Source organism: Cupriavidus sp. DF5525, assembly GCF_040149425.2.
In the GTDB taxonomy this organism is placed as follows: Bacteria; Pseudomonadota; Gammaproteobacteria; order Burkholderiales; family Burkholderiaceae; genus Cupriavidus; species Cupriavidus pickettii_A.
In genome coordinates this window covers 2,534,948-2,561,034 of the sequence record NZ_CP168265.1, presented here as the reverse complement: position 1 = coordinate 2,561,034, position 26,087 = coordinate 2,534,948, and the positions used below count along the sequence as shown (strand labels likewise).

Annotated in this window: 24 protein-coding genes and 1 pseudogene; 20 read left to right on the top strand and 5 right to left on the bottom strand. The window is 65.6% G+C overall.

Going from position 1 to position 26,087, the window contains the following annotated elements:
* The first annotated feature begins 50 nt into the window (after positions 1–50).
* The 4 genes from ABNX08_RS11930 (at position 51) to ABNX08_RS11915 (ending at position 4,895) form a co-directional block, all read left to right on the top strand.
* A complete protein-coding gene (locus ABNX08_RS11930) occupies positions 51–1,025 on the top strand; it encodes a tripartite tricarboxylate transporter substrate binding protein (protein WP_022535449.1) in 975 nt (324 codons plus the stop codon).
* 247 nt (positions 1,026–1,272) lie between these two features.
* Positions 1,273–2,229, top strand: coding sequence for a D-2-hydroxyacid dehydrogenase (locus tag ABNX08_RS11925; protein WP_022535448.1), 957 nt, complete (start codon positions 1,273–1,275; stop codon positions 2,227–2,229).
* A gap of 36 nt (positions 2,230–2,265) precedes the next feature.
* Entirely contained in the window at positions 2,266–3,750 is a 1,485-nt protein-coding gene (gene pyk / locus ABNX08_RS11920) for a pyruvate kinase (protein ID WP_349606016.1), read from the top strand.
* Positions 3,747–4,895: a glycerate kinase gene (locus ABNX08_RS11915; protein WP_022535446.1), complete on the top strand. Its 1,149-nt coding sequence runs from the start codon at positions 3,747–3,749 to the stop codon at positions 4,893–4,895. Before pyk ends, ABNX08_RS11915 begins: the two co-directional genes overlap by 4 nt.
* 132 nt (positions 4,896–5,027) lie before the next feature.
* On the opposite strand, the gene ABNX08_RS11910 is transcribed toward ABNX08_RS11915, so the two are convergent.
* Together ABNX08_RS11910 and ABNX08_RS11905 are read right to left on the bottom strand one after the other, a co-directional pair.
* The gene (locus tag ABNX08_RS11910) at positions 5,028–5,435 is read right to left on the bottom strand and encodes a VOC family protein (protein WP_022535445.1); all 408 of its coding nucleotides are present in this window, start codon (positions 5,433–5,435) and stop codon (positions 5,028–5,030) included.
* A gap of 35 nt (positions 5,436–5,470) precedes the next feature.
* The gene (locus ABNX08_RS11905) at positions 5,471–6,100 is read right to left on the bottom strand and encodes a LysE family translocator (RefSeq protein ID WP_022535444.1); all 630 of its coding nucleotides are present in this window, start codon (positions 6,098–6,100) and stop codon (positions 5,471–5,473) included.
* 78 nt (positions 6,101–6,178) lie between these two features.
* On the opposite strand from ABNX08_RS11905, the gene ABNX08_RS11900 reads away from it, so the two are divergent.
* From ABNX08_RS11900 to ABNX08_RS11885, 4 genes are all read left to right on the top strand, one after another.
* Positions 6,179–7,504 (top strand): PLP-dependent aminotransferase family protein, encoded by a 1,326-nt coding sequence (locus tag ABNX08_RS11900; RefSeq protein ID WP_022535443.1) that lies wholly within the window; start codon positions 6,179–6,181, stop codon positions 7,502–7,504.
* Positions 7,505–7,931: 427 nt separating this feature from the next.
* Entirely contained in the window at positions 7,932–8,249 is a 318-nt protein-coding gene (locus tag ABNX08_RS11895; RefSeq protein WP_022535442.1) for a hypothetical protein, read from the top strand.
* A 448-nt stretch (positions 8,250–8,697) separates the two neighbouring features.
* A complete protein-coding gene (locus tag ABNX08_RS11890; RefSeq protein WP_022535441.1) occupies positions 8,698–9,357 on the top strand; it encodes an enoyl-CoA hydratase-related protein in 660 nt (219 codons plus the stop codon).
* 2 nt (positions 9,358–9,359) lie between these two features.
* Positions 9,360–10,181 carry an enoyl-CoA hydratase/isomerase family protein gene (locus tag ABNX08_RS11885; protein WP_022535440.1) on the top strand — a complete coding sequence of 274 codons (822 nt, stop codon included), beginning with the start codon at positions 9,360–9,362 and terminating at the stop codon, positions 10,179–10,181.
* Positions 10,182–10,236: 55 nt separating this feature from the next.
* On the opposite strand, the gene ABNX08_RS11880 is transcribed toward ABNX08_RS11885, so the two are convergent.
* Positions 10,237–10,446 carry a hypothetical protein gene (locus ABNX08_RS11880; protein WP_041681069.1) on the bottom strand — a complete coding sequence of 70 codons (210 nt, stop codon included), beginning with the start codon at positions 10,444–10,446 and terminating at the stop codon, positions 10,237–10,239.
* 695 nt (positions 10,447–11,141) lie between these two features.
* Positions 11,142–12,425, bottom strand: a complete 1,284-nt coding sequence (locus ABNX08_RS11875; RefSeq protein ID WP_374063676.1) for an IS4 family transposase — start codon at positions 12,423–12,425, stop codon at positions 11,142–11,144.
* A 475-nt stretch (positions 12,426–12,900) separates the two neighbouring features.
* Between ABNX08_RS11875 and ABNX08_RS11870 the strand changes: the two genes are divergently transcribed.
* The 3 genes and pseudogenes from ABNX08_RS11870 to ABNX08_RS11860 all read left to right on the top strand — a co-directional run bounded on the left by ABNX08_RS11870 (position 12,901) and on the right by ABNX08_RS11860 (position 13,381).
* Positions 12,901–13,107, top strand: coding sequence for a hypothetical protein (locus ABNX08_RS11870; RefSeq protein ID WP_349607302.1), 207 nt, complete (start codon positions 12,901–12,903; stop codon positions 13,105–13,107).
* Positions 13,108–13,120: 13 nt separating this feature from the next.
* Positions 13,121–13,231: pseudogene (locus ABNX08_RS11865) on the top strand (alpha/beta hydrolase); the annotation flags it as partial.
* A 9-nt stretch (positions 13,232–13,240) separates the two neighbouring features.
* Positions 13,241–13,381, top strand: a complete 141-nt coding sequence (locus tag ABNX08_RS11860; RefSeq protein WP_022535436.1) for a hypothetical protein — start codon at positions 13,241–13,243, stop codon at positions 13,379–13,381.
* A gap of 496 nt (positions 13,382–13,877) precedes the next feature.
* Here the strand turns inward: ABNX08_RS11860 and ABNX08_RS11855 are convergent, their stop codons facing one another.
* Positions 13,878–16,328, bottom strand: coding sequence for a TonB-dependent receptor (locus ABNX08_RS11855; RefSeq protein WP_022535435.1), 2,451 nt, complete (start codon positions 16,326–16,328; stop codon positions 13,878–13,880).
* A 179-nt stretch (positions 16,329–16,507) separates the two neighbouring features.
* Here ABNX08_RS11855 and ABNX08_RS11850 point away from each other — a divergent pair, with 179 nt between their 5' ends.
* From ABNX08_RS11850 to ABNX08_RS11810, 9 genes are all read left to right on the top strand, one after another.
* Positions 16,508–17,914 carry a histidine kinase gene (locus ABNX08_RS11850; RefSeq protein WP_349607303.1) on the top strand — a complete coding sequence of 469 codons (1,407 nt, stop codon included), beginning with the start codon at positions 16,508–16,510 and terminating at the stop codon, positions 17,912–17,914.
* Positions 17,911–18,531, top strand: a complete 621-nt coding sequence (locus ABNX08_RS11845) for a response regulator transcription factor (protein ID WP_022535433.1) — start codon at positions 17,911–17,913, stop codon at positions 18,529–18,531. The genes ABNX08_RS11850 and ABNX08_RS11845 overlap by 4 nt, the downstream gene beginning before the upstream one ends.
* Positions 18,532–18,739: 208 nt before the next feature.
* Entirely contained in the window at positions 18,740–19,723 is a 984-nt protein-coding gene (locus ABNX08_RS11840) for a tripartite tricarboxylate transporter substrate binding protein (protein WP_349607304.1), read from the top strand.
* Positions 19,720–20,493 (top strand): ABC transporter ATP-binding protein, encoded by a 774-nt coding sequence (locus tag ABNX08_RS11835; RefSeq protein WP_022535431.1) that lies wholly within the window; start codon positions 19,720–19,722, stop codon positions 20,491–20,493. Before ABNX08_RS11840 ends, ABNX08_RS11835 begins: the two co-directional genes overlap by 4 nt.
* On the top strand, positions 20,490–21,509 hold the full coding sequence (locus ABNX08_RS11830; protein ID WP_022535430.1) for a PQQ-dependent catabolism-associated beta-propeller protein: 1,020 nt from the start codon (positions 20,490–20,492) through the stop codon (positions 21,507–21,509). The genes ABNX08_RS11835 and ABNX08_RS11830 overlap by 4 nt, the downstream gene beginning before the upstream one ends.
* A 34-nt stretch (positions 21,510–21,543) precedes the next feature.
* Entirely contained in the window at positions 21,544–22,707 is a 1,164-nt protein-coding gene (locus ABNX08_RS11825) for an ABC transporter substrate-binding protein (RefSeq protein WP_022535429.1), read from the top strand.
* A gap of 24 nt (positions 22,708–22,731) precedes the next feature.
* On the top strand, positions 22,732–23,544 hold the full coding sequence (locus ABNX08_RS11820; protein ID WP_349607305.1) for an ABC transporter permease: 813 nt from the start codon (positions 22,732–22,734) through the stop codon (positions 23,542–23,544).
* Positions 23,545–23,751: 207 nt separating this feature from the next.
* On the top strand, positions 23,752–25,494 hold the full coding sequence (locus ABNX08_RS11815; RefSeq protein WP_022535427.1) for a PQQ-dependent methanol/ethanol family dehydrogenase: 1,743 nt from the start codon (positions 23,752–23,754) through the stop codon (positions 25,492–25,494).
* A gap of 90 nt (positions 25,495–25,584) precedes the next feature.
* Positions 25,585–25,911 carry a c-type cytochrome gene (locus ABNX08_RS11810; RefSeq protein ID WP_022535426.1) on the top strand — a complete coding sequence of 109 codons (327 nt, stop codon included), beginning with the start codon at positions 25,585–25,587 and terminating at the stop codon, positions 25,909–25,911.
* Positions 25,912–26,087 lie beyond the last annotated feature (176 nt).

Below are 26,087 nucleotides of genomic sequence, written 5' to 3'. Positions count from 1 at the left end.
CCAATCAACCGGCCGCCACAGATGGCCGGAATCAATCCAGGAGACTCAGTATGAACCGACGAATCCGGACCGCACTCGCGTGCCTGGTATTTGGCACTTCCCTCGCACAGGCAGCGCCCACCAGCGATGCCTATCCTTCCAAGCCGGTCACGATCGTGGTGCCACAGGCGCCGGGCGGGACCAACGACATCGTCGGGCGCATCCTGGCCGCGGCGTTGTCGCAGTCGACCGGCCAGCAGTTTATCGTCGACAACCGTCCCGGGGCTGGCGGCAATATCGGCAGCCAGCACGCCGCCAGGAGCAACCCCGACGGCTACACCGTACTGCTGACGATCAGCAGTACCCAGGCGATCAATCCGGCGGTGTACAAGAAGATACCGTTCGACCCCGTCAAGGACTTCGAGCCCATCGCGTTGGTCGCCAGCGTGCCCAATGTGCTGGTTGCCAACCCGTCGTTCCCGGCATCGTCGATGAAGGAACTGATCGAGCTGGCCAAGCGCAAGCCGAATGAGTTCCGCTACGCCTCGGCCGGCAACGGCTCGCTGAATCACCTGCTTGGCGAGATGCTGAACAGCATGGCCGGCATCTCGCTGGAACATGTGCCGTACAAGGGCATCGGGCCTGCACTCAATGACCTGCTGGGCAACCAGGTTCCGCTTGCCTTCGCCAGCCTGCCGTCGGTGCTGCCGCACATCAGGGCCGGCAAGCTGAAGGCGCTCGGGATCAGTTCGGCCAGGCGTTCAAGTGCTGCGCCGGAGATCCCGGCGATCAGTGAAACCGTGCCCAACTACAGCGGAGATCTCTGGGTCGGCCTGTTCGCCGTGCGCGGCACGCCAAAGGATGTCACCAGCAAGCTGACGGCGGCAGTGGACAAGGTGCTTGACGACAAGGCCGTCCAGGACAAGCTCAAGGCGCAGGGCGCCGAGCTGCCGCGCGCCACGCCTCAGCAACTGTCGGCCATGCTCAGGTCCGACATGGACAAGTGGGCCAGGATCGTCAAGGCATCTGGCGCCACCGTCGACTGAACACGCCGCCTCCGGGCGGCCGACGCGGCGCCTGGTGTGGCCACTGTCCCTTTCCATTTGAGAAAGGAAGGTGGAGAAAGCCGCGGTTCCACCTCGGCCCGCCTTCCCCTCATCATGTCTTTACCGCGGCAAGGGGGCGGTTCAACGCCGCCCATCGACCGCCGCTCGTCGATACAAAGCCAGTGGGATGACTCGTGTCGCACATCGGCACGCTGCGTGCAGACCACCAAACCTCGAAGTGACTCCAATGAAGATCGTATTCCTGGACCGTTCCACCATCTCACCGCAGACCACGCTGCGAGCGCTGCCGTTCCCGCATGAGCTCGAACTCCACGGAGAAACGGCTGACGAGGACGTCGCCGCACGCATCGCCGGCGCGGACGTGGTCATCACAAACAAGGTGAAGCTGGATGCCCGGCAGCTCGAGCAGGCGCCGAACCTGAAGCTTGTCGCCATCGCGGCGACCGGCACGGATATCGTCGACCTGAAAGCCTGTTCCGCCTGCGGCATCGTCGTATCCAACATCCGCAACTATGCCGTCCATACGGTGCCGGAGCATACCTTCGCCCTGATCTTCGCGCTGCGGCGCAGCCTCGCGGCCTACCACGATGCCGTCAGGCGTGGCCGCTGGCAGGAATCCGGGGCCTTCTGCTTCTTTGACTACCCGATCAAGGACTTGCACGGATCGGTGCTTGGCATTATCGGCGACGGCGTGCTCGGACAATCGGTGGCCCGGATGGCGAGTGCGCTGGGCATGAAACCGCTGTTTGCCGCCTACAAGGGACGCCAGGATATGGGTCCGCTCTATACGCCTTTCGAGGAAGTTCTGCGCCGTAGCGACATCATCACCTTGCATTGCCCGCTGGTGGCGCAGACACGCAACCTGATCGACACGGCCGAGTTCGCGCAGATGGAACGGCGTCCGTTGCTGATCAACACCGCGCGCGGTGGGCTGGTCAACGAAGCGGCGCTGGTGGAAGCGCTGCAATCCGGGAAGGTGTCCGGGGCCGGGTTTGACGTCGCGACGGAAGAGCCGCCCGGCGCGGACCACCCATTCCAACAACTGAAGGATGCGCCCAACTTCATCCTGACGCCGCACGTGGCATGGGCGAGCGACGAGGCAGTGCAAGGCCTGGCCGACCAGCTGATCGACAACATCCGTGCCTTCGCGGAGGGAACGCCCAGGAATGTTGTCGTCGGGTAGGAACACGGTTCGTCAACCAACAAGCTGAGCTCTCTGATGAGACGATTTCGCAAGGCCAAGATCGTAGCCACGCTGGGACCCGTCAGTTCCTCCGCGGACGCCATCCGCGCGCTGTTCCTCGCTGGCGCGGATGTCTTCCGTTTCAATTTCAGCCATGGCACGCACGACGACCATCGTCATACCTATGACGTGGTACGGCAAGTGGAAAAGGAGGTGGGAAGGCCGATCGCCGTGCTGGCCGACCTGCAGGGCCCCAAGCTTCGCGTCGGCATGATGGGCCAACCCGGCATGCTTGAGGAAGGACAGCGCTTTATCCTGGACCAGTCTCAGGAAGCGGGCGATGCATCGCGGGTCTTCCTGCCGCATCGGGAGTTGTTCGACTGTGCCGAGCCAGGAAGAACCCTGCTGCTCGACGACGGTAAGCTGCATCTGCGTATCGACGCAGTCGAGCCGGCAAGACTGGTGACAACCGTTGTCACCGGCGGCGCGCTGTCATCGCGCAAGGGTATCAATGTGCCGGATGCCGTGATCCCCATTCCCGCACTGACCGACAAGGATCTTGCCGATCTGGAATTCGCCCTGGCGCTCGGCGTGGACTGGGTAGCGCTGAGCTTCGTGCAGACGCCGGGCGATGTGGCAGCCGCGAAGCAGCGGATCGGCGGCAGGGCGGCGGTCATCGCCAAGCTCGAGAAGCCTTCCGCAATCGAACATCTGGAAGCGATCGCCACGCTGTCTGACGCCGTCATGGTGGCCCGGGGCGACCTCGGCGTTGAATTGCCGCCCGAACGCGTGCCAGCGGTGCAGAAGCGGATCTCTCGCCTGTGCCGGCAGTTGGGCCGTCCCGTGATCGTTGCCACGCAGATGCTCGAATCCATGATCTCCGCGCCGGTACCCACGCGGGCAGAAGCATCGGATGTGGCCAGCGCGATTTATGACGGCGTTGACGCTGTCATGCTGTCTGCCGAGTCCGCCACCGGGCGCTATCCGGTCGCCGCGGTCACGATGATGGATCGGATCATCCGCGAGGTCGAAAGCGATCCACTCTATCGGAACATCATGGATGCCCAGCAGGTGGCCCCGCTTGCCAACCGGCAGGACGCGGTATGCGGCGCGCTGCGCGACATCACCCGCACCGTGGGCGCCAAGACCACCATCGCCTACACATCGTCTGGCGCAACCACGCTGCGCGCCGCGCGCGTGCGTCCACAGACGCCAATCGTTGGCGTGACGCCGTCGATGGAGGTTGCGCGGCGCATCAGCCTGGCATGGGGCATTCACGCGGTGGTAAGTCCTGACGTCCGGGATGTCGACGAGATGGTCGCTGTCGCCAGCAACGCAGCGGTGACTGAAGGCTTTGCTGCCGAAGGCGAGGAAATCGTGATCGTGGCAGGGATGCCGTTTGGCATGCACGGCTCGACCAATTTGCTTCACGTGGCAAAGGTGACGGCACCGCGCAGCCCCGATGCCGTGACGGTTCACAACGAGCAGGCGCTCGCCAACGACGGATCGATCTCACAATGATGGAAGCAGCAGTGCTGAAAGTCCTGGTTGCCCCTGACTCGTTCAAGGGCAGCCTTTCCGCCACCGAGGTGGCTGACCGCATCCGCGCCGGCATCCGCCGCGCTGTACCTCGTGCCGACGTTACCCTGGCACCGATTGCCGATGGCGGCGAGGGCACCGCCGAGGTCCTGGCGGCCACGCTCCCGGGCGTCTGGGAAGAGGTGATCGCCACCGACGCCAACGGCGCGCAAAAGCCGGTCCGCTACTTCCGCGGCCACACGCCGGAGTTTGGCGAACTCGCGATATTCGAGGTGGCCGAAGTGGTCGGCCTTCCGCACGCCCTGGTGGAGCCGGGGCAACGCACGACCAGGGGGATCGGCCATGTCATCCGGGCGATCGCGGGTCAGGGTGTCGATACCATCGCGATCGGGCTGGGCGGATCTTCCACCAATGACGCGGGCGCCGGCCTGCTGGCGGAAACAGGCTTCCGCTTCACCGATGCGGATGGCAAGACCTTGTGGCCAAGCCTCGATACGCTGGACGCGATCCGCACCGCAACCTGTCAGCGGCCTGCGCAGCTCGGCCGCGTCCGGCTGCTCGGCCTGTCAGACGTCAACAATCCGCTCTGCGGCCCAAACGGCGCGACCTTTGTCTTTGGCACGCAGAAGGGCGTACAGGACCTGGCTACGGCAGATGCAAGGCTGGAACGGTTTGCGAAGCGATGCGCGGCCGCCGTCGGGGAGGATGTTGCCGATGCGGAAGGCAGCGGCGCCGCCGGCGGCATAGGCTTTGCGCTGCGCTTGCTTGGCGCAGAGATGGTGTCCGGGGCGGCTTTCGTACTTGGCGCTGCCGGTCTCGACGCGGGGCTCGGCGCGTTCGACTGGGTCATGACCGGCGAGGGACGGTCCGATGCGCAGACGATGATGGGGAAGGGGCCGGCGATGATCGCGCGGATGGCGCGCGAGGCTGGCGTGCCGGTAACGCTGCTCTCCGGCGCCGTCGAGCCCGATGCCGGCTTGGCCGAAGCCTTCGATGGGTGTATCTCGATCCAGCAGGGGCCGGTATCGATCGGTTTTGCGATGGAGAATGCGGCGGCGTTGCTTGAGGATGCTGCATTCCAGCTTGCGAGGCTTTACGTCGCCGCGAGGCAGCAAGGGGGCGCATAGAAGAAGATCGGCCATCCGCACTAGTCGTTCATCGGATGGACCTTGCGCGTGGCGATGCCGCTTCCGGCTCGCCGTCGAGCCACGGACTGCGGCGGCCGTCGGTGCCGGTCGGTTCCGATATCAGAGCAGCTCTCAGGGATCGGCGATATCGCCACGGTAGGCGATGTGCACCTTGTTGCCATCCGGGTCGCGCAGGTAGGCGCCGTAGTACCCATGGCCGTAGTGCGGACGCGGCCCGGGTTCTCCCTCGCAGCTTCCGCGCATGGCCAGCCCTGCCGTGTAGGCGGTGTCGACGGCCGCGAGCGACGGCGCGGCGAAGGCGACCATGCTGCCGTTCCCGGCACTGGCGGCATTGCCGTCGAAGGGGAGGTAGACGTAGAACCTTGGCAGCGCGTGTCCTGGGCGCACCCAGCATGCCGCGGCAGGCCCGCTGTCCGCTGCTACCACCCGCCGTACCAGGCCGAGGGGGATAAGCACCGCGTCATAGAACGCGGCGGCACGCTCCAGATCGGCGCACCCGACCGCGATGTGGCTGAACATTGGGGTCATCCTTGCTTGTTGCCGCGCCCTGCCACTTAGGCCGGACGCGCCATCACGATCAGCCGGAGGGCCAGCAGCACCAATACGGTGGCGAGCCCCAACGATTGCAGGCGAGCGAACTTCGGATTGCCATCCAGGAAGCGGCGGACTGCGCCGCTGCCCACGCCGAGGGCGGCGTGGAACACGAAGGCGATCGCGGTCAGCACGCTCCCGAGGATCAGCAATTGCCGGGCGACTGGCCCATGGCCTGGCACGACGAATTGCGGGAGGAACACCACGAAGAACAGCAAGGCCTTGGGGTTGAGCAGGCTGTTCAGCATGGCACGCGCGAACACGGCTGTCAGCGTCGCCTGCGACGCGATGGCCCCGCCTGGTGCCGCCGGTGCCTGCAGGCACTTGTAGGCCATCCACAAAAGGTACGCGGCCCCGCAATAGCGAATGACGTCGAAGGCCGCCGGCATGTTGCCGACCACGGCCGCGATGCCGGTCGCGGTGAGTATCGTCAGTACCAGATCCGCCGCGCCAATGCCGAGCGCCGAAGCCACGCCGCCGCTCCAGCCGTAGGTCACGCCATGCGTGATCACGAACATCATATTGGGCCCCGGCGACATCAGCAGGAGCATCACCGCCACGGCGAATACAGAAAGGGTTGCCAGATCCGTCATGCCTGCTGCCTGTTGGTTGAATGCTGGTAGAGTAAGACCATCACCTGATACAACCAAAAAATTGTTCTAGATACAACCATGACCAGAGCGCGATACAAGTCGATCATGGATCGGATAGCGGCGCGCATCCGCGTGGGCGAACTATTACCGGGCACGCAGTTGCCCACAGTTCGCGCGCTGATGCGGGAGCATCGCGTCGCGCTGGCCACGGCCTTGCGGGTATACGGCGAACTCGAGGCGGTCGGGCTGGTGGTCTGCGAACCCGGCCGCGGCACCTTCGTACGCGATACCTCGCTGCCGCGCGGGCTGGGGCTGCAGCAGCATCCGCTCAAGGCCGGTGCGGTGGACCTGACCTTCAATTACCCCTCGCTGCCGGACCAGGTGGAAACATTGCGGGAGGGCCTGCGCAGCCTGGCCGTCTCGGGCGATCTCGATGCCCTGCTGCATTCGGCGCCCCAGGGCGGCCGGCCGCACGAGCGGCAGACCGTGGCCAGGCATTTGCGGAACCGCGATATCCGCGTGGGCGGCGACCAGGTACTGATCGTCAACGGCGCCCAGCAAGGGTTGGCCGTGACCGTCATGGCCCTGTTCAAGCCTGGCGACGTACTGGCCGTCGATGCCCTCACCTATCCCGGCATGAAGGCGCTGGCGCACGCGTACCGGCTGGATCTCGAGCCGCTACCCCAGTCCGCCTGCCGCACTGACCTCGATGCCCTGGCCGCGCTCTGCAGGCGGCGGCCCGTGCGGGCCATCTATACGATGCCCACGCTGCACAATCCGCTGGGAACGGTCATGCCGGAGCAGGATCGCGCCCGCCTGGCGTCGCTTGCCGATGCGCACGATTTTCTGATCGTCGAGGATGGCGCCTATGCCTTCCTGGCCGAGCCATCGCCGAAACCCGTGTTTACCCATGCCCCACATCGGACCATCTATGTGTCGGGCCTTTCAAAGAGCGTGGCATCCGGATTGCGGTTTGGATTCGTCGCGGCGCCCCACGCCCACATTCCCGCCCTCGAACAAGCCATTCGCGTATCCACCTGGAATACCCCTTCGCTGACCGTCGCCCTGGCCTGCCGCTGGATCGAAGCGGGTACGGTGGATGCCCTGGAAGACCGCAAGCGCAAAGACGCCAGGCAGCGCCAGGAGCTTGCCCGCCAGGTCTTGCAAGGCTGCACGGTCATTGCCCACCCTTGCTCCTATTACCTTTGGCTGGAACTCGGCGAAGGCTTGCGCGCCGACCGTGTCGTGGCCGAACTTGAGCGCAAGGGGGTATTGGTGACGACCGCCGAGCCATTTGCCACAACGCCTCATGTCCCTCATGCATTGCGGGTGGCGCTGGGCTCCATTGGACTGGGAACGCTGCAGCGGGCGCTTTGTGAAATCCGGGCCGTGGTCGGGCAGTGATCGGAAACGCATCAGGCCGATCTGCTGGGACCGATCCGCGAGCGCATGAGCGCCGGGGACCACGCGGGCGCCGAGCGGCGCTTTCGTGCGGACGTTATTAAAAGTTATTTGGTTAGAGCTTCTATGGGCGTATGCTGGAACTGCCACCTTGGCAAGCAACGCACCAGGAGCAACCCATGGCCAAGAGTCAACTACGCAGCACTCGCGAAGCGAAGAAGCCCAAGCAGCCCAAGAAGCCGTCAGTGCCGGCAACCCCGTTCAGCACAGTTCATCCGAGGGTCGGGAACGAAGGAGGCGTCGCCAAGAAGAAGACGTAAATCGGTTGGCCGCGGACACGCGGCACAGTGATCACACGCAACTTGCAACGTTCACCGCAGGAAATTGATATCTCTACATTGAAAGCGCAGACCGCTTCGGGAGGCGCATCATGATCCATCACATCACGGACCCCACTTTTCGCGGGCTTCCGCTCACCGCCGAGCAAGACTCGGAAATTCGTCACTACCTGAACAGGAAGGCTAGGCTGGGCAAGCCATGGAATACCCCCGAGCTGCGCGGGATGCTTGAGGACATGCTGCTGCCGCCGAGTACCGAGGACGACAGCCAGAGCGACATCCCGCGCGACGCGTTGGCCGCCGCAGAGCGTGCAGCCGCGTTCGTCGACCAGGACATGGAGCCAATCGAGGCGTATGAGGAATTGCATGCCGCGATGGAAGCCGAGAGCATGAAAGGAGATACGCACTAGCGGGAGCGCTTCGCGCTGGTCGTGAGCGTTGCAACCCGGTCCGTCAAAGGCGTAGAACGCACGCCGCGCTAACGCATGACCGCGTTGGCCCGTGAAACGGCGATCGCCCACCTCGAACTGGAAGACCCCAAGCCACCCCACACCGGCCGTTCTGCGAGCGGAGGCTGGATGGCGGCTCATCGGCCGACGCTGCCATTGGCTTCTGCCAGGCCGACTGACCGAGATGGACGCTCATACTTCCCCGCAGATCGGCGACGAGCAAAAAAACTCCGGCACTCGGCCGGAGGTCAAAGCCATCGCGTGGATCCGACTCCCGCGAGGCGTGCTTGCATGCACCGCCACATGTCCGGAGGTTCCTCGGGATGCTGGTGCCGGCGCCGGCTCTGTCAGTCCTGTATGACTGACCATACAGCAAAGGGCTCCCACATCGGCACGCGTCGTACCCAGGGTGTTTTGCAGGTCGCACAGCGGAAGCGGTCGGACATGCAGGAAGGCTGTTCCGGACAGCACTCGGGCTCCAGCGCCGAGTGCGGCGAGGCGCGTCGGAATTTCGGAGCGTTGGCGCAATATTCCCAAGCCCACCATCGCGCAGGTACAGGGAAAATGCATTGCCGGCGGCCTGATGCTTGTCTGGCCGTGCGACCTGATCGTGGCTGCGGAAGACGCGATGTTCATGGACCAGACCGTCACCATGGGCATCAACGACGCGGAGTTCATTGCCCATCCCTGGGAGCTGGGCGTGCGCCAGGCCAAGGAATTCCTGTTCACCTCTGCTTGGCTCAGCGCAAAGGACGCATGGCGGATGGGGATGGTCAACCATGTCGTCGAACCTGGCAAGCTTGCCGACTTTACGCTGGCCCTGGCCGCGAAGATAGCGCAGAAGCCGCTGTTTGCATTGAAGTTGGCGAAGGAATCGATCAATGCTGCACAGGATGCCCAGGGGCGCGTCAATGCGATGCAAACCTCGTTCGCCTTGCATCAGGTCGCGCACAGCCACAACATGCTGCGCTTTGGCATGCTAATCGATCCGGCAGGTGTACCGCCGCTGGCCAGGCTATCGACGCTTGCGGGAAACAAGAGCGCGAAATCAACGGAGGAGAAGGCTTGAACATGGAACAGCAAATGCAACGGGCCGATGGCATTGCCTGGGGCGTCACCGATGGCATCGGCCGTATCGTGCTGGTGCGGCCCGAGCGAGCGAATGCGATTACGGCTGCTTCGACCAAGACATTGGTGCACGCCATCGATGACGTCCTGGACCGCAAGGCACGCGTCGTGTTACTCACGGCCGAGGGACGCGTTTTCTGTGCTGGTGGCGATATCGATGGCTTTGTGTCTGCAGGCTCGGCGTTGGATGTGCACGTGGAAGAGATCCTGGCTGCCGCGCATCCCGCGATTCACCGGCTGGCGACTGCGCCCGTCCCGGTGGTGGCGGCAGTCGGTGGCCCGGTAGCCGGTGCGGGCATCGGACTGGCGTTGTGTGCGGATTTCGTACTGGGCACCGCTTCGACAAAACTCCGCACCGGCTACGCCGCGATCGGGCTGTCGCCTGACGTAGGCGCCTCGTACTTCCTTGCCCGGCGCGTTGGCACAGTGCGGGCCCAGCAGTGGTTGATGCTTAGCGATGTCATCGATGCGCGGAGCTGCCTTGAGCACGGCGTGGTTGACGCGTTGTACGCGGATGGCGCCGAGCTTGCCGACGCCGCGGAGAAGCTGGCGCAGCGCCTGGCAGCATCCCCGAGCGGGTCGCTGGCCAGTATCAAGATGCTGTGCCGCCGATTGCCGGACCGCAATCTGCAGGAGCATCTCGCGCTGGAGCAGGCGTTGCTTGTGGATTGCACGAGGAGCGACGATGCACTGGAAGGAGTCCGCGCCTTCATCGAGAAGCAGCCGCCCCGGTTTAATGTTCAAAGCGTCAAGTCGGAAATATAGCCCGAAATAGAGGCGGCCCAAGCCGCCTCCATCTCCTTCAACGATATGCCGAGGCTCAACGGCGTTTGCGCTTTGGGGCCGGCTTCTTGATTGTCAGCGCATCGGACCAATACGTCATCACCTGTTTCGCCCCTTCCGTCATTGCGTTTGAAGCCTGACGCTTGCCCTCCGCCGTCATCCGGCCGCGTGTCGCGCCGGCGATGCGGTGGGCATTGCTGAGCCACATGCTCATGAACGGATTCTTCTTGTTCCAGGGGTTCTTCATAGGGTTTTCCGGGTGCGATTGGCTGACCGCCTTGCTGGCGCGGCTGAATGCCACATATCCCGGTGCGCAAGCGCCGTGCCAGGGCGACGCCGGCCACGTCATACCGGCGCCGCTGGGTAGTGGTCATCGTCCTGTGAGGCGCCACCATGGCCGAGAGTACTAATTTCGCCCGGCGAGGGCGGCGGAGGGCCAGTCCTTCAGGCATCTCTCGCCGCACTCGGTTCAGCCACCCCCGGTACGCCGCTTTCTACAAGACACCGTCTAAGTTACCGGGACTGCAGCGCAATTTTCAGCTGGCGGGGAGCGACAGCCCAGTGCTCCCAGTCAGCGAGAAGGTATCTGGCAGCGGCCTCGGGTGAACCGGTGGGTTGAGAAAGTGGCCTTGCTTGATAATCGCGCCGCCCCGCGGCACGGGAATTGCCTCGTCAGGTAATCATCGCTGAAGCGTCTCGTCTACCTTCACAATTTGACACATTTGGGACGACCTTATGGGCCCCGGCACATGGATATCGATGAAATGCGGCTTACCCACTACCGTGGATACGACATTCAGGTTGTCCTTAATGCTTGCTCTAAGGACATGTTCGAAACCTGGTTCCAGATAGAGGGGCCCACGAAGCCGCCGGGGGTGGCCGCGCTGGGAAAGCGTGTCAAAGTCTTCGGGGGGCCGTTCAGCCCATTTCCTTATACAGAAGTCATGACTCTTCCCGCAGTGCTTGAATGGTGAGCGCGGCGTCCATGGTTCGCTGCATGCCGATCCAGATCGTCTTAGCGCCGGGCTCGCCATCGCTCTTGCGCCCGAGGAACCCACCCAGGGAAGCAACCAACCGAATCATCTGATTGAGTGTGACTGGTGTCTTCGGGCGGGCCTTCTTGGCGAGCACATATGCCCCCCGAATCTCGTCGGCATCGAAGAACAGGGACGCATCCAGATCCGGGCAGGTTCTGCCCAACCGCATCAAGCGGGCAATGCGCCACGCCACCACCATGTACAACGCCAAGGCCCGCTCTACACGGTCCATGTGCGAGAGCTGTAGCGCTTCGACCTTGCAGCCGGTCTTCAGGACATGGAAGAACATCTCCACTTCCCATCGGGCTCGGTACCAGTCGACGAGCTCGATGACAGCATCGGCGTCCTGCGCTTCTCGGTTCGTCAACAGCCGCCAAACCACTGGCTTGACGCCTGCGGGCGCTCCGATCTCCCTGGCCTCTACACAGGTGAGCGCAGGGCCATCCAGACCGGGCAGCCTCATGCGTTTTGCGCGTAGCTCCTGTTTGACCTCGCGCGCCTTCTGGCCTGCACGCCCCGGCAAGATAAAGGTGATTTCCCCGAGTACCGGGCTGGCGTCGACGCTATCCCACAACTTGCCGCCCTCGGCAAGGTTGCGGTTGTGTTGGCTGCGGATCAGCCAGTCGGCCGGTTGGTCAAGTTCCTGGGCGCGCGCCATCAACTCGGCAATATCACCCTCGCGGTCCGTCACATACACCAGCCGTGTCTGGGGCAATAGCGCGGCTTGCTCCGCAACGCGTTCATACCCTTCAGTCCAGCGTACGCTTTCCTTGATCCCGCCGCGGTTGCCGTCGGCGTCCTTTGGTTCCCGAGCCCACATCCAGGCATCGATCACCCCCAGCGGTTCACGGTCAGGCGTCACCGCGTAGGTCGGATGCAAAAACATGCCCCGCTGGGCTTCGTAGCTCAGCGGCCCCAGCCCCTCCATTTCCTGGCCATTGAAGTTCAGCTCGGTCGTATCAGCGATGCACAGCACCACCGGAAACTGCGCGACTCTTTCCGCCGTGCGCTCCCAATGCGGCTGCATCACGTCCCGCCAATCGATCTGCTCATTGCCGAGAAACCGATACGCCGCAATGGTTTGCGACCAGTCATCGCACGCACCGGGAATGCTCGCCGTAGGCAGGGCCGCAAACCGCTTGAGCAATTCCTTGGCCCGCCGATCCCGCCGCGGATCGCCAAGATCCAGACTCTCAAATTCCTCGTCCACCCATGCCCCCGACTCGTTGCCCATTGCTGCCCAAAATCCGAGAGTAAACGCGAGTCTGGCGAAGTTAACAACCCCTTACCTCGAAATTTCCGCGGCCTCAGGCTCCATGCCCCGCTGCCGAGACGGTCCTACTTCTGTATAAGGGGATGCGTTCAGCCGGCGCTGGGCCTATCTCGTCGGCGAGTTGGCCGGAAGGGCCGCAATTGATGTGATTCTGGGTGGGGATGACTAGATCAGACTGCTGCGGCACCGACGATCGGGACATTCTGACGACGGGACCCTTGGGCGGCGGGTAACGCTGCAAGGAGATATTTTCATGACGCATTTCGTACCCTTCACTACGCAGCATCTCGAAACGGCATGCCGGGTTCTTGGAGACACAGAACGGGGCCTTACCGGACCGCAAATAGGGAGGCTGCTTCGGGAAATCGGACTCCCGGACCCATGCCAGACCATGACCAAGTGGAAGCGCTTATTCAAGGCACTGGCGAGTGCACAGAATCGATATCGGGTGGGCAATCATCTAATTTTGCTGATTGACCAGGCCGCTCGTGAAGCCGACGGGCTTCGTTGGTGCCGGGATGAACTGAACGCTGTGCTGTCGTTTTCAGGTTTGTATGTGCGGAAGGACGGTCGTGTCGCGTTCCTGGCAAATGGATAGCGCTTGATAGCCCATCCGCGAGTCCGACATCCGATTTGCGATCGACTATCTGGTCACGCTGCCCTATGTCGATGAAAACCGCATCGGCGCCATCGGCGTCTGCGGCGGCGGTGCCTATACGATCCACGCCGCGATGACTGATCACCGCATCAAGGCGCTGACCTCGATCACTGGCGTCAACTTCGGCCGGCTGATCCGCGAAGGATTCAGCAACTTCGACCAACTGGGGCGTCAGACTGAATCCAGCCATTCCAGGTCCACCAATTGCTGCTGAATGAGCGCATCCTCAAGGTGAACATGCGCTCTGGCATGGAAATTTGCATCCCTCCATCTGCGTCTGAATGACGTATGTGCGATGCCTCACTATCTGACCGAGCGCTGTTTTCCGAACGCTGCATGGCAGTGAATTGTCCTGTTCGCCTTTGAAACACACTTAAATGTGAAAGGATGTAGACACTCTGACGGATGCCGATTCAATGACCATCGTTCAGCATTGAATATGCGGAGCAGGTGTTCGCTCCGCTTTTCCAAGCTCTCGGGGCACCCCCCCGGACCCCGGGGGCTTTTTTTTCAACAAGCAAATCCTCTGATCAGAGGAGGACGGCTACTCTCTTGGGCTTGAGCGGTGCGGTGGCCTTGGGGATAGTCAGACATCCATGTGGCATTGCACACTCGGGACTGCGTCGTCATTTTTAAAGATTCGTTAAGTGATTTTGTTAGCCGGCTCTTACTATCAGGCCAGGAATTCGCGGGACGGCGCCCCACATCGCCTACATCCGATACACCACCCCCACCCAAAAACTCCGCGGCGCCCCCGGTGCCACGAACAATGCGCTGGCGCCATCCCCCGGCGCGACATGCGGCTGCACCAGGTTGCCATCCGGAAATACGTTGTTGGCGATCTGGCCATAGGTCTCATACCGGCGATCGAACAGGTTCGCCACGCGCGCATAGATCTCGAACCGCTTGTTCACCTTGTACGCCGCACGCAGGTTGACGGTCGCGTAGCCAGGCACGCGCCAGTCGGCGGTCTTCGGCGCCGCGCCCGGCTGGGGATCGCTGCGCAGGGCGTCTTCGTTGCCGCTGGCGACAGTGCTGGACACCGCCACCATGTCGGCCCCGAGCGTCAGGCCAGCCATTGCCTGCCAGTCGACGCCGAGCTTGAGCGTGTGGCGCGGCAAGCCGGCCATGCGCATGCCCGGGCGGATGTCGATGGTGCGTTCGCCTGCCGCGAGTTGCCCTGCGGCCTGGTAGGTGGCCTGCAGGTAGCTGTAGCCAAGCCGCAGCGTGACATCGCCCAGCCGCTGGCGCGCCGTGAAATCGGCGCCCTGGTTGCGGGTGCGGTCGAAGTTGGCGAAATACCCCAGCTGGGTGTTGGGCGCGCGCAGGAACAGGATGTCGTCGTGATTATCGATGCGGTACAGCGTGGCAGTGACTTCGGTGTCCTTGCCGGGGCGCCAGCGCACGCCGGCTTCGTAGGCGTGGGAGACGACCTGCTTCAGGTAAGGGTCGGCCTGCAATCCTGCCGGCAGGCGGCACGGCCTGGTCGGGTCGGCACAGCCCAGTTCGAGCACCGTCGGCACGCGGTTGTTCTGGGCATAGCCGCCGAACACGGTGACGCCGCCGCCGAGCTTCTGCGCAAGTCCCAGCGCAGGATTGAGCCGGCGGTAGGTAAATTGCTCGCGCGGCTGTTCGCTGCCGTCGCTGTTGCGCAGCGTATTGCTGACCGTGGCGAGATTCCATCTTGCCGAGGCGGTCAGGAAGGTGCTGGGCGTCAGCGACCACGTGTCGGACAAATACAGGCCGAAGGTGCGTGAGGTGCCGCTGACCCCGGAGAACAAGGCATTCGGTTCGTCCGGATCGGCCACGGCGCCACGGTCGGCGGTGAAGGTGGCGGGCTGCGCGTACTGTGAATAGGTCAGGTTGCTGCGGTCGAGGCTTGCGCCGGCGTTCATCACGTGGTGCTCGGTTTCCTTTGCCAGGCTGAGGGCCACGCCGACGGTCCGCTGCCGCATATGGGTGGAGTTGAGCACGGCGGGATGCAGCGCGGCGCCTTCGGCGCGGGTCACGCCACAGTCTTCGCCGCGGGGGCTGCCGTCGGCGTTGAAGCCGTCCTCGCAGTTTTCGGCATAGGCCTCGTAGTCGGGGTTCACGTCGCCGTTGACGGTGTCGCGGCGGCTGGTGCGCACATAGGCGAGGGCCGCAGCGCTGGTCTTGTCGTCGAACCAGTGGCGGCCGTTGAAGGCGACCTGGGTCACCTGGTTGCTGGTCTTGTCCGGATAGGTATATACGGCACGGCGATTGGCCTGGTAGATGTCGGGCAGGGTGGCATCGCCGCTGGTACGGAAGGCAGGGACCAGGCCGTTGCCGGTCAGCGTACTGCGTCCGTGCAGCACGGAGACGTCCCAGCTATCGGTGTCGCCGGCATAGCCTGCCTTGGCGAAGACGTTGCCGAGCCGCCCATCCGAATGGTCGCGCCAGCCGTGCTCCTGGAACAGCGTGCCGGCGGCAAAGGCATGCCAGCCGCCGGCACTGCGCACGCCGCCGGACAGGTCGGCACGCTTGCGGCTGCCGCTGCCGTAGGACAGGTCGGCCGTGAAGCCGGGCGAGTCCAGGCCTGAGCGCGTGGTCATGGCCAGGGAGCCGCCCAGGGTGTTGAGGCCGTAGGCCGGGTTTGCGCTGGAGATCATCGATACGCTCGCGAGCGCGGCTTCCGGGACCATGTCCCAGCTCACCACGTCGCCGAAGGGCTCGTTGACGCGGATGCCGTCGAGGTAGACCGACAGGCCTTGCGGCACGCCCGGGATCGAAGAGGCGCGGAAGCCGCGATAGGTGAGGTCGGTCTGGAACGGGCTGCCCTGGATGTCGTTGACATTGACGCCGGCCAGGTTGCGCGCCAGGTAGTCGGTCAGGTTGCCGGCGCGCGACCCGTCCAGCGCATCGCCGCGCACGGTCTGCACGGTGTAGGGCACCAGGTCGCTGTCCACGCCGATGCCGGGAAGCGGCGCGGCCGCCACCACCAGCACCTCTGGCAGCACCGCGCTGTCCTGGTTTGGTACAGGGTGTACCGGGGTGTCCCATTGTGCAACAGCGGGCTGCTGGGCCAGCAGGGCCACGGCAATCGTGATCGCGGTGGCAGTGCCGCAGCCGGGTCTGCCGCAGCGGGCCGTGGCGTGGTTGGGCAGCTGTCGTTGCTGTGCCCGGGACGGGTTGGCTGGCATCTTGCATCTCCTCCTGGATACCGGCGCATTACCTGCATTGGGTAGCGCCTGAATTGGAACAAGCTGACGGTACCGGGAGCACTTTTCGCACCTCAGGCATCGGGAAAAACTCCCGATCTGCAATCGGCCTGAAACCGCGACCCGTACCGACGCCCGCCATCCTCCGGAGGAGCACTGCCATGACGATGTCGCGCTACCTGGCCAGCCGAGCCATCGGGCTGTCTGCCGCGTGCCTGTGCTGCGCGCTGCTGGCGGCGCTGTGGCTGGCGCGGCAGGCCGTCAGCGAAGAACGCAGCGGCGCGGCCGCGCTGGCGCAGCTCATTCCGCGACTGTCGGCGCTGCAGTCCGCCACGCCGGCGGAGCGCGCGGCGCACCTGGCGGCGCTGCGCGCCATCAACGCGTCCGGGCAGATGCGGCACCTGCGGCTGCACCTGGAGGACGGCGCTGGCCGCGTACTGGTGGACGCGTCGCAACCGGCCAGGCGCAAGGATGCGGAGGACCAGGACCGCTTGCTGACCTTCTTGCAGGCCGACATGGCGGCCGCGGAAAGCGCATGGGAAATCGGTGCCCGCGACGGCACCGTCTACCGTGCCGCGCTGCGCTGGGACCCGGCCAGCGAGCTGCGCGAAGCGCGCGCCGACGTGGCCGGCAACCTGGCCATGCTGGCGCTCTATGGCGTGCTGCTGTTGGGCTGCCTGCTGTGGACGGTGCGGCGCGCCTTCACGCCGCTGCAGCAGATCCTCGACGCCATCGGTCACTACGAGCAGAAGGACTACAGCGTGCGCCTGCCTGCCATGCGCATCCGCGAGCTGGACCTGATCCGCGGCGCGCTGAACCACCTGGCCGGCGCGCTGGCCGAGCACCAGGCCGAACGCCGCGCGCTGAGCCGCAAGCTGCTCGACGCGCAGGAATGCGAACGCGCGCGGCTGGCGCGAGAGCTGCACGACGAGTTCGGCCAGGTGCTGACCGCGATGCGCGCCGACGCGACCTATCTGGTGCGCAAGAGCGCCCATGCGCCGATGCTGCAGATCGTGGCGAACGACCTGGCCGGGCATTGCGCCAGGATCCAGGACGAAGTCCGCCACCTGCTGCACCGGCTGCGCCCGCATGGCGCGCGGCCCGACGGGCGGCTGGCATCGCTGGAGCGGCTGCTGCAGGACCTGGTGCGGAGCTGGCGCGAACAGCCGGGGCAGTCGGTGCGGCTCGATTGCGATGTCGACATTGGCGACGCTGCGCTCGGGCCCGACCTGACGCTGACGCTCTACCGGATCACGCAGGAGGCGCTGACCAATGTGATGCGCCATGCCGGCGCGCGCCGCGTGGCGATCCGCATTGCCGCGACGGTCCGGGGCGCGGTGCACTGGTGCGTGGAAGACGATGGCCGGGGCATCGGCGATATCACCGCGGCACAGCAGCGCAGCCATGGCCTGCGCGGCATGCAGGAGCGCGCCTGGGCGCATTGCGCCACGCTGTGCATCGGACCGGCCGAAGTGATGGGCGAAGCAGTAGGCTGCCGCCTCAGCGCAAGTTTTCCACTGCCGGCGCCGGCAGCCGCGCCGCTTACGTTTGGGAGACATCCAGCATGAACATGATCGATGTTGTCATCGCGGACGACCACGCGGTCGTGCGCACGGGATACCGGCGCCTGCTCGAACTGGAGGACGGCATGCGCGTGGTGGCCGAGTTCGGCGATGGCGATGCCGCCTATGCCTGGCTCACGCAGCATCCGGCCGATGTGCTGGTGCTGGACCTGTCGATGCCGGGCCGGGGCGGCCTGGAGATGCTGCATCGGCTGGGCGCGCGTGTTCCCGCGCTGCGGACACTGGTGTTCAGCATGCATGACAGCGCGGCGATCGTGATGCAGGCCATGCGCGCCGGCGCCGCCGGCTACCTGACCAAGAGCAGCGCGCCGGAGGCGCTGGTCGATGCCGTGCGCAAGGTGGCGGCCGGGCAGCAGGTGATGTCCGCGGACGTGGCAGGGCTGGTGGATACCGGCGCGCCGCCGCCTCACCTTACGCTGTCGCCAAGGGAGTTCGACCTGTTCCGCCAGTTCGCGCGCGGCATCGCGATCGAGGACGTGGCGGCCCGCTTCTGCCTGAGCACGAAGACCGTCGCCAACTACCAGACGCTGATCCGCAAGAAGATGGGGCTGGCCAACCGCGTCGAGATGCACCGCTATGCGGTCGAGCATGGCTTCGGGTGATCGCTGTCACAAAGCAGGACAGCGATGTGTTCCACCACGAGACAGTCATGCACGGCGCAGCGCACAACGCACGGACCTGCGATGGCCGCTGGCAGCGCCTCCGGCCCTGCGTGGACAACAACCGGCACGGACACCACGCTCATGCTGCGCCGCACATGGTATCGGCTTTGCGTTGTTCTCCCGCATCCACACTCAACCTCGCCCGATCATGTTCCGACGCCTCGCCTGCCTGCTGTTGCTGTGCCTCGGCTTCGCCCATGCGGGCGAAGCGCAGGCCGAAGGCGCACAGGCTTACCCCTCGCGGCCGATCACGCTGGTGGTGCCGTGGCCGGCGGGCGGCGCCACCGATATCTCCATGCGCATCCTGGCGGAACTGGCCGGGCGCGAACTGGGCCAGCCCATCGTGGTGGAGAACCGGTCCGGTGTCGGCGGGACACTGGTGGGCGGCGTGCTGGCCGCAGCGCGGCCGGACGGCTACACCATTGGCCAGTTGCCGCTGACGGTCTATCGTTTCCCGCACCAGCAGAAGACCGCCTGGCAGCCGCTGCGGGACATCCAGCCCGTATTGATGATCTCGGGCTATACCTTCGGCATCGTGGTGCCGGCCGACAGCCCGTTCCGCTCGCTGCGTGAGCTGGTCGCCTGGGGCCGCGCGCATCCGGGCGCGCTGACCGTGGGCTCGACCGGCATCGGCACCACCGCGCATCTCGCCATGGAAGACGTGCTCGGCCGCAGCGGCGTGCGCTATATCCATGTGCCGTACCACGGCACCGCCGACCAGATGCTGGCGGTCGCCAACGGCACGCTGATGGCGGGCGTCAATTCCACCGGCTTCGCGCCCTTCGTGGAGAACGGCAAGCTGCGGTTGCTGGCGGTGTTCAGCGCGCAGCGCCCGGCGCGCTGGCCTGACGTGCCCACGGTCAGCGAACTGGGCTTTGCCGACGCGGTCCATCACTCGCCGTACGGCATCGGCGCGCCGCGCGGCACGGACCCGGCGATCGTCAGCCGCCTGCACGATGCCTTCCGCACCGCCATGCGGCACCCGCGCCACCTGGCCGAGTTGGCCAGGTACGACCAGGAACTTACCTACCTGAATACCGCGCAGTACGACGCCTACCTGCGTCAGGCCTGGGACACCGAGCGGCTCTTTGCCGAGCGCGTGGGCACGGCGCTTCCGAAGGGGCAGCTATGACAGCCACGCAAGCCCCGCTGGCGCTGTGTTGCGACGGCGTGCGCAAATCGTTCGGCGGCCGCGCCGCGCTGGACGGGGTTTCGCTTGGCGTGCGGCGCGGCGAATTCGTGGCGCTGCTCGGGCCCAACGGGGCGGGCAAGACCACGCTGTTCCAGATCCTCGGCGGCCTGTTCGTTGCCGATGCCGGCCGCGTGACGGTGATGGGCAGCGATATGCGCCGCGATCCGGTGAGCGCGCTGGCGCAGCTCGGCATCGTGTTCCAGCAGCCGGCCATCGACCTGGACCTGCCGGTGCTGGCCAACCTGCGCTTCCATGCCGATCTGCACGGGCTGCCGCGCGCCGTCGCGAAGCAGCGCATTGAACGGCTGCTGGATGCCTTTGGCCTGGCCGGGCGTGCGCGTGCGCCGGTGCGCGAACTGTCGGGCGGCAACCGGCGCAAGGTGGAGCTGGCACGCGCGCTGCTGCATGAACCCGCGGTACTGCTGCTGGACGAGCCCACGGCAGGACTCGATCCGGCCTCGCGCGCGCAGCTAGTTGCCGATGCCAGGCGGCTCACGGCGCAGGCGCACGCCGGCGTGCTGTGGGCCACCCACCTGGTGCAGGAAGTGGAGCACGCGGACCGCGTGATCGTGCTGGATCGCGGCGGCGTGCGTTTCGACGGCACGCCTGCGGCGCTGCGCGGCGCCGCGCAGCGCGACAGCCTCGAAAGCGCTTTCCTCGCAATGACGCCGCCTTCGGACAACCCGGCGAGAAGGAGGGTTCCCGCATGAACGAGATGCCATCGCTGCGCTGGTTTGCTGCCACGCTGCTGCTGGCGACGACCTTGCTGGTCGCCGCCGGCCTGGCCGAAGCCGCGCAAGGCGGCGCGGCGCGCGTCGCCAGCGAACAGGTTTTTGTGTCAAGCGAGAAGGACGATGCGGTCGCCGCCTACCATGCGCGCACCCGGCAACTGCTGGCGGTGTGGCGCCAGTGCAAGCGGCCGCGCCACCTGCAGCTTTCACCGGACCGTGCGCGCCTGTACGTGGCGTGCAGCGACGACAACCGCGTGGACGTGGTCGACGTGGCCAGCCGCAAGACGCTTGCCTCGCTGCCGGTGGGAGATGATCCGGAGCTGTTCGACCTGAGCCAGGATGGCCGCACGCTCTATGTCTCGAACGAGGAAGACGCGCTGTTGTCGGCCTACGATACCGCCTCGGGCAAGCGCGTGTTCGCGGTCAAGGTGGGCGAGGAGCCGGAAGGCGTCAAGGTCAGTGCTGACGGCCGGCACGTGTACGTGACCTCGGAGGTCGCCAACCTGGTCCATGTGATCGACGTGGCAGCGCGCAAGGTGATCCGGAACATCCAGGTCGGCAACCGGCCGCGCCGGCTGCTGCTGGTGCGCGACGGCAAGGAGCTGTGGGTGTCCAACGAGCTGTCTGCCAGCGTCAGCGTGATCCGTACCGATACGCTGGAGGTTGCCCAGACCATCGCGTTCGCGCCGCGAGGCTTCCGCGCGGAGGACGTGACCCCGGTGGGCATGGCGGCCAGCCGCGACGGTACGCGCGCGTATATCGGGCTGGGACGCGCCAATCATGTCGCGGTGGTCGAGGTGGCATCGCGCCGGGTGCTGGACTACGTGCTGGTCGGCCGGCGCGCATGGGGGCTGGCGCTTAGCCGCGACAACGCCCGCCTCTACGTCGCCAACGGCCTGTCCGACGATGTCAGCGTGGTGGATACCGCCAGCGGCAAGGCGGTGGCCACGCTCAAGGCGGGCCGGGTGCCGCATTCGGTGGCGATCGATGACTGACCCGTCGCGCCGCGCATGCAGGGGAGGGCGGGCCATGCTTGCCACCGCCACGCTGGCCTTGCTGTCGGCCCTGGCACAGGCGGCCGAGGTGCGCGTGGCAGTGGTCTCGCTGGCCGGCGACCCCCGCCATGAAGCGCGGCGCCTCGCGCAGCGCTTGCCCGGCCAGCCGCAAGGCCGTGCGCTCGACGGCGCGCAAGTGGCGGCCGCCGAGGCGCGCTTCGCGCTGGAGGCTGCCGGCCAGTCGCTCCGGCTCGACCCGCATGAAGCGCGCAGCGAAGCCGAGATCGGGCCGACGGTCGCCGCCCTGGTGCGCCAGGGCACGCGCTTTATCCTGCTCGACCTGCCGTCCGCAGCGGTGCGGGCGGCCGCGGGCTCGGTCAGGCCGGGCGAGGCCTTGCTGTTCAACGTCTCGGCCGATGACGACGAACTGCGCGGCGCCGGCTGTTCGCCGGTGCTGCTGCACACGCTGCCCAGCCTGCGCATGCACGCCGATGCCCTGATGCAATACCTGGCCCTGCGCAAATGGCGCCGCGCCTTGCTGCTCACCGGCCCGTCCGCGGCCGACGCGGCGCAGCGCGACGCGCTGGCGAAGTCGGCGCGGCGCTTCGGCATCGCCTGGTCGGGACAGCGCACGTTCCGGCTCTCCAACGATCCGCGCGAGCGCGACCAGGCCAACCTCAACCTGCTGACCACCGGCGTGGACTACGACGTGGTGGTGGTGGCCGACGCCGACGGCGAGTTCGCCCGCAGCGTGCCCTACGCCACGCAACTGCCGCGCCCGGTAGTCGGCGCCAGCGGCCTCGGCGCGCAGGCGTGGCACTGGGCCTGGGAGCGAAACGGCGGGCCGCAGCTCAACCGGCGCTTCACGCGGGCAGCGGGCCGTCCGATGACGGGCTACGACTGGGCTGCATGGGTTGCGGTCAAGGCGATTGCAGAGAGCGTGGCGCGGCAGCCCAACGCTGGCTTTGCCGCGCAGGCGCAAGCGCTGGCCGCGGGCAATGTGGTGGTGGATGGTTTCAAGGGCCCGCCACTGTCGTTCCGGCGCTGGGACCGCCAGTTGCGCCAGCCGGTCTTGCTCGCCCACACGGACGGCGTGGTCAGCGTGGCACCGGTGGAAGGCGTGCTGCATCCAAAGAGCAATCTCGACACCCTGGGCGCCGATGAAGCCGACACGGCGTGCCGCACCCCGTCCACCTAAGGCATCCACCTAAGGCACCTCGCCATGGCCTCGATCCTGATCCATCGCTGGCGCGCGCTGCGCGCCATCTGCGGGCGCGAATTGGGCAAGTACCTGCGCCAGCCCGGGCGCCTGCTGTCGTCGCTGGTGCGCCCGCTGCTGTGGCTGCTGGTGTTCGCCGCCGGCTTCCAGAACGCGCTGGGCGTCGCCATTGCGCCGCCCTACGACATCTATATCGAATACAAGGTTTACGTGGCGCCCGGCCTGCTCGGCATGATCGCGCTGTTCAACGGCATGCAGTCGTCGCTCGCCATGGTGTACGACCGCGAGATGGGCGTGATGCGGCTGCTGCTGACCGCGCCGTTGCCGCGCGGCTGGCTGCTGGGCTGCAAGCTGGCGGCGGGCATGGTGCTGTCGCTGTTGCAGATGGCCGCGTTCCTGCTGGTGGCGATGGCCTTTGGCATCCGCTTCGAGCCGCTGAACCTGCTGGCGGCGACGGGCGCCATGGCGCTGGCCGCATTGATGCTGGGTGCGCTGGGGCTGCTGCTGTCAGTCCATGTGCGCCAGCTCGAGAACTTTGCCGGCACCATGAATTTCGTGATCTTCCCGATGTTCTTTGTCAGCTCGGCGCTGTATCCGCTGTGGAAGCTGCAGGAGTCGGGCGCGGAGGTAGTGTACCAGCTCGCCCGCTTCAACCCTTTCACGCACGCGGTCGAGGCGATCCGCTTTGCCCTGTACGGGCAGACGGCACCGGTGAGCTTGGCGGTGGTGGCGGGCTGCGCCGTGGTGTTCTTTGCGCTGGCGCTGCAGGGTTACGACCCGCAGCGCGGTATGGCGCGCCGCCGTCAGCAGGCATGAGCGGCCGATGGCGTTGCGCGGTGCTGACTTCTGGGACTGTTCAATCCTGGAGCAACTGCAACGCAGTGTTGCGCGCTGGCACGGCGACAACAACGCAACCAGGCCCCAAGGGGCCGGTTTGCGCGGGTTTGCGATTGGCACGGGAATTGCCAAATGCATGCCTGGTGTTGGCGCACCAGGGAAACCAAAACAAGAGAGGAGAAGGCAATGAGGACGTTACGAGCAGTGGTGGCAGTTGCGGCTGCCATGGCAGGTCTGGCCGCGCAGGCGGCGGTGACCGATGCCATGATCGAAAACGACGCAAAGACCCCTGGCGACGTGCTGTCGTGGGGCATGGGCCCGCAAGGCCAGCGCTATTCCACGCTGTCGCGCATCAATACGAAGAACGTCAGCCACCTGGTGCCGGCCTGGTCGTTCTCGTTCGGCGGCGAGAAGCAACGCGGGCAGGAATCGCAGCCGGTGATCCATGACGGCAAGATGTTCGTGACGGCCTCGTATTCGCGCATCTACGCGCTGGACCTGAAGACCGGCCGCAAGCTGTGGAAGTATGAACACCGGCTGCCCGAAGGCATCATGCCGTGCTGTGACGTGGTCAACCGCGGCGCGGCGCTCTACGACAACCTGGTGATCTTCGGCACGCTCGACGCGCAGCTCGTGGCGCTCGACCAGAACACCGGCAAGGTGGTGTGGAAGGAGAAGCTGGAGGACTATGCCGCCGGTTATTCCTATACGGCGGCGCCGCTGATCGCCAAGGGCATGGTGCTGACCGGCATCTCCGGCGGCGAGTTCGGCGTGGTGGGCCGGGTCGATGCGCGCGACGCAAAGACCGGGCAACTGGTCTGGTCGCGGCCGGTGGTCGAAGGCCATATGGGCTACAAGTACGACAAGGACGGCAACAAGTCCGAGAATGGCGTAACGGGAGCCCAGGGCGCGAGCTGGCCGGGCGAGACCTGGAAGACCGGCGGCGCGGCCACCTGGCTCGGCGGCACCTATGATCCGGCGACCGGGTTGGTCTACTTTGGCACCGGCAACCCGGGGCCGTGGAACAGCCATATCCGCAAGGGCGACAATCTTTACTCCGCGTCGACGGTGGCGATCGATCCGGCCACCGGCAAGATCGTCTGGCACTACCAGAACACGCCGAACGACGGCTGGGATTTTGACGGGGTCAATGAGTTCGTGACCTTCGACCTCGACGGCAAGCGCATGGGCGGCAAAGCCGACCGCAATGGCTTCTTCTACGTCAACGACGCGGCCAACGGAAAGCTGGTCAACGCCTTCCCCTTCGTCAGGAAGATCACCTGGGCCACCGGCATCGACCTGAAGACCGGCCGCCCCAATTTCATCAACGAAGGCCGCCCTGGCGACCCGGCCAACGGCGGCGACCCCAAGAAGGGCAAAACCGTGTTCGCGGCGCCGGGCTTCCTTGGTGGCAAGAACCAGCAGCCGATGGCCTACAGCCCGCAGACCGGCCTGTTCTACGTGCCCGCCAACGAATGGGGCATGGACATCTGGAACGAGCCGGTCAGCTACAAGAAGGGCGCTGCCTTCCTTGGCGCCGGCTTCACCATCCATCCGCTGAACGAGGATTACATCGGCTCGCTGCGCGCCATCAATCCCAAGACCGGCAAGATCGTATGGGAGGTCAAGAACAGCGCGCCGCTGTGGGGTGGCGCGATGACCACGGCCGGCGGGCTGGTGTTCTGGGGCACGCCGGAGGGCTACCTGAAGGCGGCCGACGCGAAGACCGGCAAGGAGCTCTGGCAGTTCCAGACCGGCAGCGGCGTGGTGGCGCCGCCGGTCACGTGGGAGGACAACGGCGAGCAGTACGTGGCCGTGGTGTCCGGCTGGGGCGGCGCCGTGCCGCTATGGGGTGGCGAGGTCGCCAAGCGGGTGAATTTCCTGGAGCAGGGCGGATCGGTGTGGGTGTTCAAGCTGCATAAGAGCTGAACGCGCTCACGGAAGCTGTCCGCGGCATGCCGGTGGTGGACGCAGGCGTGCCGCGGGCGCGGTTGCAACACGAAACAGCGGGACACAGGTATGAAGAAACAATGGATGGCGCAGGCAGCCGCGGCTGCGGTGCTGCTGCCCTTTGCTGCACCGGGCGCCACGGCGGCCGATATGCAAGCGCTGGCTGACAAGAACGGCTGCTTTTCCTGCCATGGCATGCAGTCGAAGCTGGTGGGACCGGGATTTGCCGAGGTGGCGGCAAAGTACAAGGGCGATGGGCAGGCGGCCGAACGGCTGGCCAGGAAGATCCGCGAAGGCGGCAAGGGCGTGTGGGGCCGGATTCCGATGCCGCCGCACGGCAGTCTTGGCGAGGACGATGCGAAGAAGCTGGCGGAGTGGGTGTTGAAGGTGGGTTAAGGAAGCAGGGTGTGGGCGATACTCCGGCCTGGCAGGCGCCAGGCCTTTTTTTGGTTCATCGCCGATTTCCGGGGAAAGCCGCCCGATCTTCAAAAACAAAAAACCGCGGGTCCGGCATCAAACCGGAACCCGCGGTTGCTCGCAAAGGCTATCTCAGCCTGCCTGCCGGCGTCAGA

Coding starts and splice junctions, on each gene's coding strand:
- ABNX08_RS11930 (WP_022535449.1), top strand. CDS start 51: ATGAACCGACGAATCCGGACCGCACTCGCGTGCCTGGTATTTGGCACT.
- ABNX08_RS11925 (WP_022535448.1), top strand. CDS start 1,273: ATGAAGATCGTATTCCTGGACCGTTCCACCATCTCACCGCAGACCACG.
- pyk (WP_349606016.1), top strand. CDS start 2,266: ATGAGACGATTTCGCAAGGCCAAGATCGTAGCCACGCTGGGACCCGTC.
- ABNX08_RS11915 (WP_022535446.1), top strand. CDS start 3,747: ATGATGGAAGCAGCAGTGCTGAAAGTCCTGGTTGCCCCTGACTCGTTC.
- ABNX08_RS11910 (WP_022535445.1), bottom strand. CDS start 5,435: ATGTTCAGCCACATCGCGGTCGGGTGCGCCGATCTGGAGCGTGCCGCC.
- ABNX08_RS11905 (WP_022535444.1), bottom strand. CDS start 6,100: ATGACGGATCTGGCAACCCTTTCTGTATTCGCCGTGGCGGTGATGCTC.
- ABNX08_RS11900 (WP_022535443.1), top strand. CDS start 6,179: ATGACCAGAGCGCGATACAAGTCGATCATGGATCGGATAGCGGCGCGC.
- ABNX08_RS11895 (WP_022535442.1), top strand. CDS start 7,932: ATGATCCATCACATCACGGACCCCACTTTTCGCGGGCTTCCGCTCACC.
- ABNX08_RS11885 (WP_022535440.1), top strand. CDS start 9,360: ATGGAACAGCAAATGCAACGGGCCGATGGCATTGCCTGGGGCGTCACC.
- ABNX08_RS11880 (WP_041681069.1), bottom strand. CDS start 10,446: ATGAAGAACCCCTGGAACAAGAAGAATCCGTTCATGAGCATGTGGCTC.
- ABNX08_RS11870 (WP_349607302.1), top strand. CDS start 12,901: ATGACCAAGTGGAAGCGCTTATTCAAGGCACTGGCGAGTGCACAGAAT.
- ABNX08_RS11860 (WP_022535436.1), top strand. CDS start 13,241: ATGACTGATCACCGCATCAAGGCGCTGACCTCGATCACTGGCGTCAAC.
- ABNX08_RS11855 (WP_022535435.1), bottom strand. CDS start 16,328: ATGCCAGCCAACCCGTCCCGGGCACAGCAACGACAGCTGCCCAACCAC.
- ABNX08_RS11850 (WP_349607303.1), top strand. CDS start 16,508: ATGACGATGTCGCGCTACCTGGCCAGCCGAGCCATCGGGCTGTCTGCC.
- ABNX08_RS11845 (WP_022535433.1), top strand. CDS start 17,911: ATGAACATGATCGATGTTGTCATCGCGGACGACCACGCGGTCGTGCGC.
- ABNX08_RS11840 (WP_349607304.1), top strand. CDS start 18,740: ATGTTCCGACGCCTCGCCTGCCTGCTGTTGCTGTGCCTCGGCTTCGCC.
- ABNX08_RS11835 (WP_022535431.1), top strand. CDS start 19,720: ATGACAGCCACGCAAGCCCCGCTGGCGCTGTGTTGCGACGGCGTGCGC.
- ABNX08_RS11830 (WP_022535430.1), top strand. CDS start 20,490: ATGAACGAGATGCCATCGCTGCGCTGGTTTGCTGCCACGCTGCTGCTG.
- ABNX08_RS11825 (WP_022535429.1), top strand. CDS start 21,544: ATGCTTGCCACCGCCACGCTGGCCTTGCTGTCGGCCCTGGCACAGGCG.
- ABNX08_RS11820 (WP_349607305.1), top strand. CDS start 22,732: ATGGCCTCGATCCTGATCCATCGCTGGCGCGCGCTGCGCGCCATCTGC.
- ABNX08_RS11815 (WP_022535427.1), top strand. CDS start 23,752: ATGAGGACGTTACGAGCAGTGGTGGCAGTTGCGGCTGCCATGGCAGGT.
- ABNX08_RS11810 (WP_022535426.1), top strand. CDS start 25,585: ATGAAGAAACAATGGATGGCGCAGGCAGCCGCGGCTGCGGTGCTGCTG.